This is a genomic window from Embleya hyalina (genome assembly GCF_003967355.1).
GTDB lineage: Bacteria > Actinomycetota > Actinomycetes > Streptomycetales > Streptomycetaceae > Embleya > Embleya hyalina.
Window position 1 is genome coordinate 553,515 of sequence record NZ_BIFH01000014.1, and the last position, 17,556, is coordinate 571,070.

Here is a 17,556-nt window from a genome sequence, read left to right on the forward strand (position 1 = left end):
CGTCGATGATCCCGTTGTCCTTCGCCCAGCGTCGGCTGTGGTTCCTCCACCGTCTGGAAGGCTCGTCCGCGACCTACAACATTCCGTTCGTGCTCCGCCTGGACGGGCCACCGGACACGGCGGCCCTGGCCGCGGCGGTGACGGACATCGTCACCCGGCACGAGAGCCTGCGCACCCTGATCGTGGAGGACGCCGACGGAACGCCGGAGCAGCGGATCCTGGCCCCGGAGGAGGCCGTCCCGAGGTTTCGGGTGGTCGACGTGGCGGCGGAGGCGGTCGAGGCCGTGACGCGGGAGGTCGCCTGCGAGGGGTTCGAACTGCACACCGACCTGCCCCTGCGGGTGACCCTCCTGCGGGTCGCCCCGCAGGAGCACGTCCTGGTGTTCGTGTTCCACCACATCGCCGCCGACGGATCGTCGATGGCGCCGTTCCTGCGGGATCTGGTGTCGGCGTACGCGGCCCGGCGGCAGGGGAGCGAGCCGGAGTGGACGGCGCTTCCGGTGCAGTACAAGGACTACACGCTGTGGCAGCAGCAGTTGCTCGGCGACGAGGCCGACCCGAACAGCATCGCCGCGACGCAACTCGACTACTGGCGAGGGGAACTGGCCGGAGTGCCGCAGCCGTTGCAGCTGCCGCTCGACCGGCCGCGACCGACGGTGGCCGGCCACGACGGCGGCCACGTCTCCTTCGAGCTGGAACCCGAGTTGCTCACCCGGCTCGGGAAGTTGGCCGCGGACCGCGGGGCGACGGCGCCGATGGTGGCCCAGGCGGCGCTGGCGGTGCTGCTGCGCACCCTCGGCGGCGGCGACGACGTGACGATCGGCAGCCCGATCGAGGGGCGCACCGACGAGGCCCTCGCCGATCTGATCGGGTTCTTCGTCAACACCTGGGTGCTGCGCGCCGATCTGTCCCGCAACCCCACGTTCGGCGAACTGCTGGAACAGGTGCGGGACAAGTCCCTGGCCGCCTACGACAACCAGGACGTGCCGTTCGAGCGACTGGTGGAACTGCTCGACCTGGAACGGTCCACCGCGTATCAGCCGCTGTTCCAGGTGATGCTGGCATGGCAGTTCGTGTGGCCGCCGATCGAGATACCCGGTCTGCGGGTCACACCGGTGCCGGTGGGCACCGACACCGCCAAGGTCGACCTGTTCCTCAACGTGGTCCCGGACGCGACCGGACGCGCGCACGGCCGACTCGAGTACGCGACCGAACTGTTCGACCGGGCCACGGCGGCCGACATCGTCGAGCGGTTCGTCCGCATCCTGGAACTGGTGGTCGCCGATCCGGGGGTGGGCGTCGGCGACCTCGACGTGCTCGGCGCGGACGAGCGTGAGTGGCTGCTGCGCACGGCGAACGACACGGTCGAGCCGATCCCCGCCGCCGACCTCGTGGAGACGGTGGCACGGCACGCCCGCGCGACCCCCGACGCGCTCGCCGTCATCGACGAGGAGCGGTCGCTGACCTATCGGGAGTTGGACACCCGGGCCAACCGGCTGGCGCACCGGCTGATCGAGCGCGGGGTGCGGCCGGAATCGCCGGTCGCCGTCCGGCTGCCCCGCTCTGCGGACCTCGTGGTCGCGCTGCTCGCGACACAGAAGGCCGGTGCCGCCTACATCCCGATCGACCCGGAGCACCCGGGTTCCCGGATCGACCACATCCTGGCGGACTCCCGTCCGGTGCTCGTGCTGGACACCGGGACATGGGCCGGGATGGACCTGTCCTCGGGCCCGGACTCGGCGCTGGCCGTGCGGGTGTCGCCGGACAACACCGCGTATGTCATCTACACCTCCGGTTCGACCGGCAACCCGAAGGGTGTGGCGGTCCCGCGCGGCGCGCTGACGAACTTCCTGGCCACGATGAGTCGGCGGGTCCCGCTGTCGCCCGCGGATCGACTGCTCGCCGTGACGACGATCTCGTTCGACATCGCGGCACTGGAGCTGTACCTGCCGTTGACCTCCGGGGCGGCGGTGGTGCTCGCGAACAAGGACACCGTGTCCGATCCGTCCGCCGCCGTGGCGACGATCGGCCGGCACGGGGTCACCGTCGTGCAGGCGACGCCCGCGTTCTGGCAGATGTTGCTGACCCACGAGCCGACCGCCGCGACGGGCTTGCGGGTCCTGGTCGGCGGCGAGGCGCTGCCGCAGCGGCTGGCCGAGACGTTGGCCGACCAAGCCGTCGACGTGCTCAACGTGTACGGCCCGACCGAGACGACGATCTGGTCGACGAGCGCGAGCGTCGCGCCCGGATCCGGCGCCCCGGCGATCGGCACACCCATCGGGAATACCCGTGTCTACGTGCTGGATGCGCGGCTGCGGCCGGTCCCGCGCGGGGTCGACGGCGAGTTGTACATCGCCGGCGACGGTCTGGCCCGCGGATACCACGGGCGCCCCGACCTGACCGTCGGACGCTTCGTCGCCTGTCCGTTCGGTCCCGCCGGCGCCCGGATGTATCGCACCGGGGACCTCGTGCGCTGGGGCCGGGAGGGACGGCTGCACTACGTCGGACGGACCGACTTCCAGGTCAAGGTCCGCGGATTCCGGATCGAACTCGGCGAGATCGAGCATGTATTGGCGGCACACCCCGGCGTGACGCAGGCGGTGGTCGTGGTGCGCGAGGACGGGGACGACAAGCGGCTGGTCGCCTACGTGGTTCCGGAGCCGGATCCCGAGCCGGGCGCAGAACCGAACTCCGGGGCCGACCCCGGGGCCGACTCCGAGGTCGACGCCGCGGCGGACCTCGCGCCGGACCTCGTGCCGACCGAGGCCGATGCCCCGGAGCCGTCCCGGGACGGCACCCTGCTCGCCGACCTGCGCGAACACCTGCGCACCCGGCTGCCCGACTACATGGTGCCCGCCGCGATCGTCCCGCTCTCCGCGATTCCGCTGACGCCGAACGGGAAACTCGACCGGCGGGCGCTGCCGGCGCCGGACTACGCACAGGTGTCGACCGGCCGGGCGCCGCGGAACCGGCGCGAGCGGACCCTGTGCGCGGTGTTCGCCGAAGTGCTCGGTCTGGAGAACGTCGGGATCGCCGACGACTACTTCGCGCTGGGCGGCGACAGCATCCGCTCCGTCCAGGTCGTGGCCCGGGCCAAGGCCAGGGGCATCACGGTCGGCGTCCGGGAGATCTTCGAGCACCGCACGGTCGCTCGGCTCGCCGAGCTGGTCGCGGGGCGGGACGCCGAAGAGGGGCCGACCCTGGCCGAGTTGCCCGGCGGCGGCGTCGGCCCCGCCCCGCTGACACCGATGGCGGCGCACGTCCTCGCGCTCGGCGGTGGCATCGGGCGGTTCTCGATGTCGGCGATGCTGACCCTGCCCGAGGGCATCGACCGCGCGGAACTGCTCGCCGCGCTCCAGGCCGTGCTGGACCGGCACGACGTGTTGCGCTCGCGGCTCGACCGGGCCCGGCCGGGCCTGTGGATCGAGCCGCCCGGCAGTGTGGACGCCGGCGCGCTGCTGCGCGAGGTACCCAGCGGCGACGCCGATGTCACCGCCGAACTGGACGCGGCCGCAGGCCGGTTGGATCCGGACGCGGGGGTCGTGGCGCAGTTCGTGTGGTTCGCCGCCGACCCGGGCGCGGGCCGGTTGTTGATCGTGCTGCACCACCTGGTCGTCGACGGGGTGTCGTGGCGGATCCTGGTACCGGACCTGATCCGCGCGTGGCAACGGATCCGGGACGGCCGCGCCCCCGAACCGGCGTCGGCGGGAACCTCGCTGCGCCGGTGGGCGCATGCCCTGGCCGACGAGGCGGTCGACGCGGCGCGTGTGGCGGAACTGCCCGTGTGGCAGCGGATCCTGAGCGGCGACGAGCCCGTGCTCGGCGCCCGGGAACTCGACCGCACGCGCGATGTCGCGGCCACCGTGGACACGGTGCGGGTCCGGGTGCCGGCCGATGTCACCGAGGCGCTGCTGACCACGGTCCCGACGGTGTTCCGCGGCGGGGCCGACGACGCGCTGTTGGCCGCGCTCGCGCTGGCGCTGGCGCGGCGGCGCCGTACCCGGGGCGGGTCCGAGTCCTCGGCGCTGGTGCGGATGGAGCGGCACGGCCGGGAGGAGCACGTGATCCCCGGCGCCGACCTGTCGGGCACGATCGGATGGTTCACCTCCTCGTTCCCGGTACGGCTCGACCTGGCCGGGATCGACCTGGCGGACGCGTTCGCCGGCGGCCCGGCCGCCGGTCTGGCGATCAAGGCGGTCAAGGAGCAGTTGCGCGCGGTGCCGGACAACGGCATCGGCTACGGCCTGCTGCGCCGGCTCAACGAGGACACCGCCGGCACGCTGGCCGCCGAGCGGGAACCGCAGATCGGGTTCAACTACCTCGGCCGGGCCTCCGGCACCGACATCCCCGCGGACCTGCGCGGCCTGGGATGGGCGCCGGACACCACGCACCCGGACCTGATCGCCGCGCCGGACGCGGACATGCCGGTGCTCTCGGCCCTGGAGATCGACGTGGTGGCCACGCCCACCGCCGCCGGCGACGAGTTGACCGCCTACTTCGCCTTCCCCACCGGGGTGCTCTCCCGCGAGGACGTGACCGAGCTGGCCGGGCTGTGGGTCGAGGCCTCGACCGCGCTGGCCCGGCACGCCGCGACCCCCGACGCGGGCGGGCTGACCCCGTCCGACGCGCCGCTGGTCGAGGTGCGCCAGGAGGAGATCGACGGCTGGGAGGCCCGGCTCGGCCGGCTGACCGAGATCTGGCCGACCACCCCGGCGCAGTCGGGGATGTTGTTCCACACCATGCTGGCCGGGGCGTCCTTCGACGCCTACCACGTGCAGCTGGTCTTCCAACTCTCCGGCGAGGTCGACCCGGAACGCATGCGTCGGGCCGGACAGGCCCTGCTGGAGCGGCACACCAACCTGCGCGCGGCGTTCGTCGAGCGGGCCGACGGCGGCCTCGTGCAGGCGGTGCCGGCGCGGGGGGTGACCCTCCCCTGGACACACCTCGACCTGACCTCGGCCGGCGAGGCGGAGCGGACCGAGACGTTCGAGCGATTCCTCGTCCGGGACCGGGCCGCCCACTTCGACGTGCGCACCCCGCCCCTGATGCGACTGGCCCTGGTCACCCTGGAGTCCGGGCGGGCGGAGTTCGTGATGACCGCCCACCACGTGCTGTTCGACGGCTGGTCGATGCCGTTGCTGATGCGCGATCTGCTCCTGCTCTACGCCTCCGGAGGCGATCCGGCCGACCTGCCGGAAAGCCGCGGCTACGGCGAGTTCCTGGCGTGGCGGGCCCGGCGGGACGAGGACGAGACGGCCCGGGCGTGGGCGACCGAACTCGACGGGGTCGAGGAGCCGACCCTGCTCGCCCCCGGCTCCGCCGGCGTGGGCGAGGGCGCTCTCGACCAGCTGGAGATCGCCCTCCCGGTCGACGAGGCGCGCGAGCTGAGCCGCCGGGCCGCCGCGATGGGCATCACCGTCAACAACCTGGTGCAGGGCGCCTGGGCGCTGCTGCTCGGCCGACTCACCAACCGTCGGGACGTGGTCTTCGGCGCCACCGTCTCCGGGCGCCCGCCCGCGGTGCCGGGCGTCGAGTCGATGGTCGGGATGTTCATCAACACCGTTCCCGTCCGTGTGCGCCACGCTCCCGGCGACACCGTCGGCGAGGTCCTGGACCGGTTGCAGGGCCGACAGGCCGACCTGATGGAGCACCACCACCACGGGCTCACCGAGATGCAACAGGCCGTCGGCCTGCCGTCCCTCTTCGACACCCTGGTGGTCTTCGAGTCGTATCCCATCGACCGCGAGGGCCTGACCGCCGCCGGCGCCGCCGCGGACGGGATCACCTTCACCGGTCTGCGCCCGAACAACGGCACCCACTACCCGCTGGCCCTGATGGTGGCCGCCGACCCGCACCTGGAGTTCATCCTCCAGTACGCGCCGGGCGCCTTCGACCGGGCCGCCGTGGAGGCGATCGCGGCCCGCTTCCTGCGCATCCTGCGGCAGCTCGTGGCCGACCCCGGACGCAAGGTCGCCCGGGTCGAGACGCTGGATCCGGCCGAACGCGAGCGCCTGCTCGTCGCGTTCAACGACACGGCCGTGCCGACCCCGGACATGAGCGTCACCGAACTGGTCGAGGCCCAGGTGGCGCGCACCCCGGACGCGGTCGCGGTGGTCGCCGAGGGCGAGTCGCTGACGTACCGCGAGCTGGCGGCCCGGGTCGATCGTCTGGCGCGGGAACTGGTCGAGCTCGGGGTGCGCCCGGAGTCGCCCGTGGCGGTGTCGCTGCCGCGCTCGGCCGACCTGGTGGTCGCACTGCTCGCGGTCCTGAAGGCCGGCGGCGCGTATCTGCCGGTCGATCCCAAATACCCCGGCCAACGCCTGCGGGCCATCCTCGAGGAGGCGCGCCCGCGCCTGGTCCTGACCGACTCCGCGACGGTCGCGGCGCTGCCGGAGCACGACGCGCCGGACGTGTTCCTCGACGCGCTCGACCTGTCCACCGCCCGCGCCGCCCTCGAACGGCCGCCGTACGCCGAGCAGTTGGCGTACGTGCTGTACACCTCCGGATCCACGGGCAAGCCCAAGGGCGTCGCGATCACCCATTCCAACGTGGTCAACGGCGTACTGCGGCTCGCATCCCGGGTGGGCATGGAGCCGGGCAAACGCCTCCTGGCGGGCACGTCGATCAACTTCGACGTCTCGGCGTTCGAGATCTTCACCACCCTCGCCGCCGGCGGCGTCGTCGACGTGGTCCGCGACGTACTGGTGCTGGACGAGCGGGAGAGCTGGAGCGGCGCGGTCGTGTCCACCGTGCCGTCGGCCTTCGCCGAACTCGTCGACCGGATCCGCGACCGGGTCGAGGTGGAGACGGTCGTCTTCGCCGGCGAGGCCCTGCCGCCGTCGCTCGTCGACAAGACGCGCGAGGCATTCCCCGGCGTACGGATCGTCAACGCCTACGGGCAGAGCGAGTCGTTCTACGCCACCACCAGTACCGTCTCCGGCGACACCCGGGAATGGGCGGGCAGCGCGCCCGTCGGCACCCCGCTCGGCAACATGCGGGCCTATCTCCTCGGCCCCGACCTCGCGCCGGTGCCGCCCGGCGCGGTCGGCGAGTTGTACGTCGGCGGGAACGTCGGCCGCGGCTACCACGGCAACACCGGATCGACCGCGGAGCGCTTCCTCGCCGACCCGTTCGGCCCGGCCGGCTCGCGCATGTACCGCACCGGGGACCTGGCCCGCTGGAACACCGAGGGCGAACTGCGGTACGTGGGCCGGGGGGACGCGCAGGTCAAGCTGCGCGGCTTCCGGATCGAGCCCGCCGAGGTCGAGGCCGCGCTCACCGCGCACCCCGACATCGCGCGGGCCGCCGTGCTCACCCGGGGCACCGGCGTCGGCACGCGGCTCGTCGCGTACCTGGTGTCGTCGGGCGAGGCCGACGCCGACGCCGTGCGCGGGTTCCTCGCCGAGCGGCTGCCCGAGTACATGGTGCCGTCGGTCCTGATGTTCCTGGACCGGCTGCCGCTGATGCCCAACGGCAAGCTGGACCGGTCCGCGCTGCCCGAGCCGGAGATCGGCACGACCGCCTACCGGGCACCGCGCAATGCCCGCGAGCAGGCCCTGGTCCGACTGTTCGCCGAGGTGCTCGGCATCGACCGGGTCGGCATCGACGACAACTTCTTCGCGCTCGGCGGGCACTCCCTGCTCGCCACCCGGCTGATCAGCCGGGCCCGCGCCGACCTGGGGATCGAGATACCCATCCGCAAGATCTTCGACCTGCCGACAGTGGCCGCGCTCGCACCGTGGTCGGAGGAACCGACGGCTCCCCGCCGCCCCGGTTTGCGCAAGATGACCGTAGAGGAGTGAGGCAATGATTCCGCTGTCATTCGCACAGCGTCGCTACTGGTTCCTGCACCAACTGGAGGGTGGGGAGACCTGGAACATGGCGGCGGCGTTCCGGCTGACCGGGGCGCTGGACCGGGACGCCCTGGCCGCGGCGGTCCGGGACGTGGTCGAGCGGCACGAGGTCCTGCGCACCACGTACGTGACCGACGACGACGGTGAACCGCACCAGCGGATCCTGCCCCTGGCGCAGGCACTGCCGCAGGCGCGGATGCCGGTGGTCGAACTGGCCGCCGAGGACGTGTCCGGCGCGGTCGACGAGGCCGTCGCGCACGGGTTCGACCTGGCGACCGAAATCCCGTTTCGGGCCAGCCTGTTCCGCTGCTCGCCCGAGGACCACGTGCTGGCCGTGGTGATCCACCACATCGCCACCGACGGCAGCTCGGGCGCGCCGCTGGCCCGAGACCTGGGCGTGGCCTACACCGCGCGCCGCGACGGTCGGGCACCGGAGTGGGAGCCGCTGCCCGTGCAGTACAAGGACTACACGCTGTGGCAGCGCGAGGTCCTCGGCGACGTGGACGACCCGGAGAGCCTGGTCGCGACCCAGATCGAGTACTGGCGCGACGAACTCGAAGGTGTCCCCGAGCCGTTGAACCTGCCGCTGGATCGCCCGCGATCGGTGGAGACGGACACCGCCGGCGACGCGGTCGCCCTCGTGGCGACCCGGGAGGTGTCGGCCGGGCTGGAGAAGCTGGCCACCGAGCGCGGCACGACGATGGCGATGGTCGTGCAGTCCGCGGTGGCGGTGCTGCTGAGCAGGCTCGGCGCCGGGGACGACGTGCCGATCGCCACCCCGATCGCCGGCCGCACCGACGACGCGCTCGCGGACTTGATCGGCTGCTTCGTGAACAACCTGGTGCTGCGCGTGGACCTCTCGGGCGACCCGTCCTTCGTCGATCTGCTCACCCGGACGCGCAACAAGGCGCTGTCCGCCTACGAGCAGCAGGACGTGCCGTTCGACGTGCTGGTGGAGACGCTCAACCCCGACCGCTCGGCCGAGTACCGGCCGCTGTTCCAGGTGATGTGCGGCTGGCAGAACTACGCCCGGCCCAGCTTCGAACTCCCCGGGCTCCGGGTCGAGTTCCAGCAGGCGCTCACCCAGAAGACGATGGTCGACCTGTTCTTCAGCATGGGCATGGACGAGGCGGGCCGACTGCACGGCGACATCCAGTATTCGGGCCGACTGTTCGACCGGGGCACGGTCGAGGACATGGCCGCCCGGTTCGTCCGGGTCCTGGAGCAGGTGGTGGCCGACCCGGGCGTGCGCGTCAAGGACATCGACGTGCTGGTCCGGGGAGAGCGCGAACAACTGCTCGTCGAGGTCAACGACACCACCGAACCCAGCCTGGACCAGGGGCTGTTGGCGGTGATCCACCGGCAGGTGGAGGCGACACCGCAGGCCCTCGCCGTGATCGGCGAGGAGGAGACGCTCACCTATCGGGAACTGGACGTCCGGTCGAACCGGCTGGCGCACTGGCTGGTCGAGCGCGGCGTGCGGGCCGAGTCCCTGGTCGCGGTGTGCCTGCCGCGCACGGTGAACCTGATGGTGGCGATCCTCGCGGTGCTCAAGGCCGGCGGAGCCTACGTCCCGGTCGATCCCGACCACCCGCGCTCGCGGATCGACCACGTCCTCGGTCAGGCGGATCCGCTCCTGGTGCTCGACGCGGACACGTTGGCCGGCGCGGATTGTTCGGGATACCCGGACTCGGCGCCGGAGGTGGTCGTACGGCCCGACAACACCCAGTACGTGATCTACACGTCGGGCTCGACCGGAACCCCGAAGGGGGTGGCGATCCCGCGCGGCGCGCTGGCCAACTTCGTGGCCGCGACGCGGCGGCGGTTCCCGCTGTCGCCCGACGACCGCATGCTGTTCAGCACGACGGTGTCGTTCGACATGGCCAACACCGAGCTCTACCTGCCGTTCGTCTGCGGCGCGACCATGGTCATGGCGACCAGGGACACGGTCACCGAACCGTCGAGGATGGTGGCGTTCCTGCGCCGGCACGGGGTCACCGTGGTGCAGGCCACACCCGCGTTCTGGCAGATGGTGCTGACCCACGAGCCGACCGCCGCGCGGGGCCTGCGGATCATCACCGGCGCGGAGGCGGTACCGGTACGGCTGGCCGAGGCGCTGGCCGACCAGGCCGTCGAGGTGGGCAACTGGTACGGCCCCACCGAGACCACGACGTGGTCGACCATGGCGCCGGTCAAGGCCGGGGCGGGGGTCGCGATCGGGACTCCGGTCGGCAACACGCAGGTGTACCTGCTCGACGCGCGGCTGCGCCCGGTGCCGCGCGGGGTACAGGGCGAGCTGTACATCGCCGGTACCGGTATGGCGCGCGGCTATCAGGGTCGGCCGGACCTGACCGCGGAGCGGTTCGTGCCGTGCCCGTTCGGCCCGGCCGGGGCGCGGATGTACCGCACCGGGGACCTGGCGCGGTGGAACCGCGACGGCCTCCTGGAGTACATCGCGCGCACCGACCACCAGGTGAAGATCCGGGGCTACCGGATCGAGTTGGGGGAGATCGAGCACGCGCTGGCCGGGCATCCCGCGGTCGCGCAGGCGGCGGTGGTGGTCCGCGAGGACCGGGAGGACGACCGGCAGATCGTGGGTTACGTGGTGCCCGCGTCCACCGTCGGCGGATCGGCCGATCCCGGCGCGGCGGCCGGCGAGGGGCCGCGCGTGTACGACGACGAGGCGACCGTCGCGCTGCTCGCCGAACTGACCGAGCACCTGCGCGGGCGCCTGCCCGAGTACATGGTGCCCGCCTCGGTGATCGCGCTCTCGCGGATCCCGCTGACGCCCAACGGCAAGCTCGACCGGGCGGCACTGCCCGCGGAGCAGACCGGCGCCGCGGTCGGCGAAGGGCCCCGCGACGTCACCGAGGAGAAGTTGTGCGCGCTCTTCGGCGAGTTGCTCGGCCGGGAGAGCGTCGGCATCCACGAGGACTTCTTCGCCCTCGGCGGGCACTCGCTGATGGCCACCCGACTCAGCGTGCGCATCCGCGCCATGTTCCACGTCGACGTGCCCCTCAGGACGATCATCAAGTTCCCGACGGTGGCCGAGTTGGCCTCGCTCGTGCTCATCGGCGGCATCCCCGTGGGCGACAACGTCGACCCGTTCGGGGTGGTGCTGCCGCTGAACAACGATCCCGGGACGGGCAAGGAGCCCCTGTGGTTCTTCCACGGGGGAGGCGGCCTGGGCTGGGCCTACTTCAGCTTCGTGATGCACGTGCCGGACCGCCCGGCCTACGCCCTGCAGTCACGCGGCTCCAACGGCGTGGACGCCCTGGCGGGCTCCGTCGAGGAGATGGTCGACGACTACATCGCCGAGATGTTGAAGATCCAGCCGGAAGGCCCCTTTTACCTCATCGGCTGGTCCTACGGCGGCACCGTCGTGCAGGCCGTCGCGGAGGGGCTCGACCGGCGCGGGCACGAGGTCGCCCTGGTGGCCATCCTCGACTCCCAGCCGGGCGGCGAGGGCTTCTCGGAGATCCACGCCGGCAAGACGCTGGAGGACTACCGGGACGAACTCGAGGAGTTCTTCGGCCAGTACATCGGCACCGACAACCAACAGGACTTCCTGGACACCATGTCGAAGGTGTTGGCCAACAACACCCGGCACATCATGTCCTTCCAATCGCCGGTCTACCGCGGCGACGTGGTGTTCTTCAGCGCGACGCTCAAGGACGATCTCTACGCGCACATGTGGCGACCGCTGGTCCTGGGTGACATCGAGGTGCACGACGTGCGCGCCACGCACCACGAGATGAACATGCCCGCGCCCGTGGCCGAGGTCATGGAGGTCGTGGTCCGCAAGCTCGCGGACGCGGAGCGAACGGCCGTCGACCGACCGTAGCGGGATCTCGCCGGATTTCCATGAACGATCGAATACATGATTGGGGTTGGTCGGGGTGAGCGCACCCGGCATGTCCGCGCCGGACCGGGAGCAAACCGCGCTGTTGTGCGTGCCGTTCGCCGGAGCGGGACCGTCGTTCTTCCACCCGTGGCGGGCACCGGCCGCGGACCGGTGGCGGGTGGTCCCGGTCGAACTGCCGGGCCGGGAACGGCGGATCCTGGAGACGCCGTATCGCAACGTGGTCGAGGCGGCCAAGAACTCGGTCGACGAGATCGTCGCGAACCTCGGCCGGGGGACGCGGACCGTGTTGTTCGGGCACAGCCTGGGCGCGGTGCTGGCATACGAGTTGGTGCATCTGCTGAGCACGCGCGGGGTACCCGTCGAGCGGCTGGTGGTCAGTGGCTCGCCGGGTCCGTGGACCCAGCGCGAGCGGCGGGCGACCGGTCTGCCGGACGAGGAATTCCTGGCCCGGGTGGAGGAGTTCGCCGGGTTTCGGCACGAGGCTCTGGACCATCCGGAGATGCGCGAGCTGATCCTGCCCGTGTTGCAGGCCGACTGCGAGATGCACGAGAACTACCTTCCGAGCACCGACGACCCCGTGTCGGTGCCGATCTGCTCGATTCGCGGCAGCCACGACGGCCTGGTCGACGCGGACCAGGCCCGGGAGTGGCGGGACGCGACCACGAGCACGTTCGAATACGCGGAATTCCCGGGCGATCACATGTATCTGGTCGATCACGCCCGGGAGATCCTGGATCTGATCGAGGCACAATCCGCCCACGACACCACGCGGTGACGAGCGGCCGCCTGCCGGAGGGGCGGTGCCCCGACCCGGGGCGATACGACGGAATGCCATGTCGGCGGCCATGTCAGCGGCCGTGTCAGGGGTGTGACAGTCGGGTGACAGTCACCGTGGAAATGGTGGATGCATGAAAAGTTCGGCGATCGCAGTTTCCGGGCTGCGCAAGGCATACGGCGACCGGACGGTGCTCGACGGCATCGACTTCGAGGTCGCCGAGGGATCGGTTTTCTCCATGCTCGGCCCGAACGGGGCGGGCAAGACGACGACGGTGAACGTTTTGGCGACGTTGCTGAAGGCCGATTCCGGAACGGTGCACGTCGCCGGGCACGACGTGGTGACCGCGACCAGGCAGGTACGCGCGGCGATCGGGGTGACCGGTCAATTCGCCGCGGTGGACGAGTTGTTGTCGGGTCGGGAGAACCTGCAACTGATGGCGGACCTGAAGCGGGTGCGCTCCGGGGAACGGGTGGTCGAGCGGCTGCTGGAGCGCTTCGACCTGGTCGAGTCGGCGGACAAGCGCATCTCGACCTACTCCGGCGGCATGACCCGCAAACTGGACCTGGCGATGACGCTGGTCGGCGACCCGCGGATCATCTTCCTGGACGAGCCGACCACGGGCCTGGACCCGCGCAGCCGACGCACGATGTGGGGGATCGTCCGCGAGTTGGTGGCCGACGGCACCACCATCTTCCTCACCACCCAATACCTCGACGAGGCCGACCACCTCTCCGACCGGGTCGTGGTGCTGGACCACGGCAGGCTCGTCGCCGAGGGCACCCCCGACGAGCTCAAGCGTCAGGTCCCCGGAACGCACGTCCGGCTCCGGTTCGCCGACCTCGACGAACTCGACGCGGCGGCGCGCGTGCTCGGCGGCGGCACCAGGGACGACCAGGAACTGCTCCTGCGGGTGCCCAGCGACGGCCAGTCGAAGTCGCTGCGGGCCCTGCTGGACCGGCTCGACGAGTACCGGCTCAACGCCCAGGAGTTCTCCGTGCACACCCCGGACCTCGACGACGTCTTCCTCGCCCTGACCGGGCACGCCGGCGAGGAGGCGATCGCGTCATGAGCAACGTCGCCACCGCGTGGGCCGACTCGACGATCATGTTGCGCCGCAACCTCAAGCACACCATGCGCAACCCCCTCGTGCTGTTCAACGCGATCCTGTTCCCGATCGTGCTCCTGCTGATGTTCGTCAAGGTGCTCGGCGGCGCCTTCGAGGTCGGCGAGAGCTACATCGACTACTCCACGCCGGGCATGCTCGTGATGGCCGTCAGCTACGGGCTCGGGTCCACCGCGACGGCCGTCAACGACGACATGACCAAGGGCATCATCAACCGCTTCAAGGCGATGGACATCTCCCGCGGCGCCGTGCTCACCGGGCAGGTCATCGTCACCACGGTGCGCTGCCTGGTGGCCTGCACGGCGATCGTCGCGGTGGCCTTCGCGATGGGGTTCGACCCGGACGCGAGCGCGCTCGACTGGCTCGGCGTGCTCGGCTTCGTCGTACTGCTCACCGTCGCCGCCGCCTGGCTCACCGTCGCGGTGGGACTGGCCGCGAAGACCGCGGAATCGGCCGGCCTGGCCACCGTGCCGCTGATCATGCTGCCGTTCCTGAGCAGCGCCATCGTGCCCGCGGACACGATGGGCGCCGGAGTGCGTCAGTTCGCCGAATACCAGCCCTTCACCCCGATCATCGAGACGCTGCGCGGGCTGTTGGCGGGCGACCCGTCGACCGGCGACGCGCTCGCGGGCATCGGCTGGTGCCTGGGGCTCGCCATCGTCGGCTACGTGTGGGCGATCTCCACCTTCAAGAAGCGGGCGTGACCTCGACCGACACCGGCTTCACGAAGCGAGCGTGACCTCGACCAAGCGGGACCAGTTCGTTCGTGTCCCCTCCCGAGCCGCCTCGGCGAAACCCCCGTCGCCGAGGCGGCGTCGCGCGTTCTGCTCGATCCGCGCCGCGTCCGGGTGGGAGCGGTCCGGCAACCCGCGTACGTCCGCGCTCGCCGCGAGCAGCCGCGCGGCCTGTACGGGATCGTCGCCACGCAGCGCCAGGTCCGCGACCCCGACGAGCACCTGAGCGATCACCGGGGCGTGTCCCGCCTCGGTCGCCGCCCGACAGGCCGCCGCCCGATGCTCGCGCGCCTCGTCGAGATCCTCGGCCAGATAGCCGAGCAGATCGTGCGTCGCCGCGCGGACGTACGGATGCCGCGCCTCCTCGCCCAACATGGCCGTCGCCACGTCGAGTTGCCGGCGCGCCTGCTCGGTGTCGCCGCCCCACCGGGCGAGTTCCGCCCGGGCGAAGGCCAACTCGGCCAGCGCGTCCGGCCAGGTGACCCGCTTCGCGTGCCGCTGCGCCTCGGCCATGGCGGCCGCGCCCGCCTCCGCGTCGCCCAACAGCCAGTACAGCTGGGCCTGCCGCGAACGCATCCGGATCACGTCCTCCAGGGCACCGACCTCGGTGACCACCGCGATCGCCTGCTCGTAGTGCTCGCACGCCCCGGCGAACTCGCCGCGCACGGCGATCCGATCCGCCAGTTCGGTCTGGGCGAACGAGATCCCGAACCGCTCGCCGATCTCCCGGAACTCGGCCAGCGCCATCTCCAGATACGCGTCCGCGTCCCGCCCGCCCTGGCCGAGCATGATCCGCATCTTGCCCAGGTGCAGCCGGGCCAGCGCGCGCACCCACGGGTCCTCGTTGTCGAGCAGCGGTTCGAACGCGGGCAGGAACGCGTCGGGCGCCTGCAACAGGCGCTCCAGCGCGGCGACGAGCCCGAGCAGCGGATACCTGCGCCGGCTGCGCAGGCTGAACCGGTGCGCCTCGCGGATCCACACCGCCGCCTGGTGCTCGTCGCTGCGCCCGGAGCTGACGAACAGCACGACCAGCGCGTACACCATGGCCCGGATCTCGTCGGTCACCTCGCCCGGCGTCCGGGTGGCCGCGATGATCAGCTCGATGCCCTCGGTCCGGTGTCCGCTGAGCCACCAGTACCAACCCGTGCCCGCGGCCAGCCGCATCGCCGCCTGCGCCTCGCCCGCGGCCAGTGCGCCGCGCATCGCCGCGCTGATGTTGTCGTGCTCGGTCTCCAGCGTGGCGAGCCATTCCAACTGCTCGGCGCGGCGCAGATGCGGCTCCGCGGTCTCGGCGAGTTCGGTGAACCAGGCCAGGTGCGCGTGGCGCGCCCGGTCCGATTCCCCCGCCTCGGCGAGCCGGTGCCGGGAATACTCCTTGATCGTGCCGATCATCCGGTAGCGCTGGGTACGATCGCCCTCGACGAGCAGCAGCGACTTCTCGGTCAGCGCGGTGAGCAATTCGAGCACCTGCTCCGGGTCGACCGCGTCGCCGGCGCAGACCCGTTCGGCCGCCTCCAGGCTCGCCCCGCCGGCGAACACCGAGAGCCGGCGCAGGACCACCCGCTCGACGTGCGTGAGCAGTTCCCAGCTCCAGTCGACGGCCGCGCGCAGCGTCCGGTGCCGGGGCAGTGCGGTCCGACTGCCGCTGGTCAGCAGCCGGAACCGGTCGTCGAGCCGGTTGGCGAGCTGGTAGATCGACATGGTGCGCAACCGGGCCGCGGCCAGTTCGATCGCCAGCGGCATACCGTCCAACGCCCGGCACACGCGCGCCATCGTCTCCGGCGCGGGAGCCTCGACCCACAGGTCCCGGCGCACCGCCCCGGCCCGGTCGCGCAGCAGCCGCACGGCGGGCGAGGACTCGATCTCGTCGGGGCTCGCGTCCGCGCCCGGCAGGGCCAGCGGCTCGACCAGCCACAACGCCTCGCCGGTGATGCCCAGCGGCTCCCGGCTCGTGGCCAGGATCCGCAGCCGCCGGCACTCCCCGAGCACCCGGTGGGCGAACACCGCCGCGGACTCGATCACGTGCTCGCAGTTGTCCAGGATCAGCAGCGCCTCCCGCTCGCGGATCGCGGCGATCAGCCGGTCCGTCGGCTCCACGCTGGGCGCCGCGCCGAGCAGCGCGTCGCGCAGGCCGAGGCCGGCGAGGGTGGAGCGGGCCACGTCGCCGTCGGCGCCGATGGCGGCCAGCTCCACCAGCCAGACCCCGTCCGGCAGGTCGTCGAGCAGGGTGCGGGCGGTCTCCGTGGCCAACCTGGTCTTGCCCGCCCCGGCCGGCCCGATCACCGTGGTGAGCCGGTGCTCGGTGACGAGTTCGCGGACCGCGGCGATGTCGGCGTCCCGCCCGACGAAGGTGGTCAGCTCGGCCCGCAGGTTGCTCCTGCGGCTCTCCTCCCGCCGCCCCAACTCGCCCCGCAGCAGCGCGACATGCAACGCGGCCAGCTCCGGCGAGGGGCCCACGCCCAGCTCGTCGGCCAGGGCCTGCCTGGTGCGCTGGTACACCAGCAGCGCGTCGCTGTCGCGCCCGGTCGCGACCAGCGCGCGCATCAGCGCGGTGGCGAACCGTTCCCGCAGCGGATGTGTGGTCACCAGGTCGGTCAACTCGGTGACCACCTCGGCGCCGCGCCCGAGGGTGACCTCCGCGTCGAACCGCTCCTCGGTGGCGGTCAGGCGTAAACCTTCCAGGCGCACGATCGCGGCGTCGAACGCCGCGCTGTCCGACAGGCCGACGTCCTGCATGGCCGCACCGCGCCACAGGTCCAGGGCCTCGCGCAGCAGACGCACCCGCCGGGAGGCGTCCTCGGTGCGCAGGCGCCCCGCGGCGACGAGGCGTTCGAACCGCACCGCGTCGACGGCGTCGGGTTCCACGGTCAGCCGGTAGCCGTCCGGCTGCCCCTCGATCAGCCCGTCGGGCAGCGCCTTGCGCAGCCGGGACACCAGGCGTTGCAGTGCGTTGGTCGCGTCGACGGGCGGGTGTTCGCCCCAGATCCAGTCCACGAGCACGGCCTTGGGGACGGGGTGGCCCGGTCTGAGCGCGAGGGCGATCAGCAACGCGCGCAACCGCGCGCCCGGCACGTCGGCCGAACCGCCGGCGTCCGTGCGAACCTCGAAAGGACCCAGCATCCCGATCTGCACCCGCCGATTTTGCCACGGTTGTTCGGCCCGCCCGACCGGGCCCCGAAACCTTGACGGACCCGGGACGCGAT

General features: G+C 71.9%; 6 protein-coding genes. 5 read left to right on the forward strand and 1 reads right to left on the reverse strand.

What is annotated here, in order from left to right:
* The first annotated feature begins 5 nt into the window (after positions 1-5).
* The 5 genes from EMA17_RS06700 (at position 6) to EMA17_RS06720 (ending at position 14,323) form a co-directional block, all read left to right on the forward strand.
* On the forward strand, positions 6-7,802 hold the full coding sequence (locus EMA17_RS06700; protein ID WP_126635964.1) for a non-ribosomal peptide synthetase: 7,797 nt from the start codon (positions 6-8) through the stop codon (positions 7,800-7,802).
* Between the two features lie 4 nt (positions 7,803-7,806).
* Positions 7,807-11,697: a non-ribosomal peptide synthetase gene (locus EMA17_RS06705; protein WP_126635965.1), complete on the forward strand. Its 3,891-nt coding sequence runs from the start codon at positions 7,807-7,809 to the stop codon at positions 11,695-11,697.
* Positions 11,698-11,767: 70 nt separating this feature from the next.
* A complete protein-coding gene (locus tag EMA17_RS06710; protein ID WP_126636135.1) occupies positions 11,768-12,493 on the forward strand; it encodes a thioesterase II family protein in 726 nt (241 codons plus the stop codon).
* 133 nt (positions 12,494-12,626) lie between these two features.
* Positions 12,627-13,565: an ATP-binding cassette domain-containing protein gene (locus EMA17_RS06715; protein ID WP_126635966.1), complete on the forward strand. Its 939-nt coding sequence runs from the start codon at positions 12,627-12,629 to the stop codon at positions 13,563-13,565.
* Positions 13,562-14,323 (forward strand): ABC transporter permease, encoded by a 762-nt coding sequence (locus tag EMA17_RS06720; protein WP_126635967.1) that lies wholly within the window; start codon positions 13,562-13,564, stop codon positions 14,321-14,323. The genes EMA17_RS06715 and EMA17_RS06720 overlap by 4 nt, the downstream gene beginning before the upstream one ends.
* Positions 14,324-14,341: 18 nt before the next feature.
* On the opposite strand, the gene EMA17_RS06725 is transcribed toward EMA17_RS06720, so the two are convergent.
* Positions 14,342-17,485 (reverse strand): AfsR/SARP family transcriptional regulator, encoded by a 3,144-nt coding sequence (locus tag EMA17_RS06725; RefSeq protein WP_126635968.1) that lies wholly within the window; start codon positions 17,483-17,485, stop codon positions 14,342-14,344.
* Positions 17,486-17,556 lie beyond the last annotated feature (71 nt).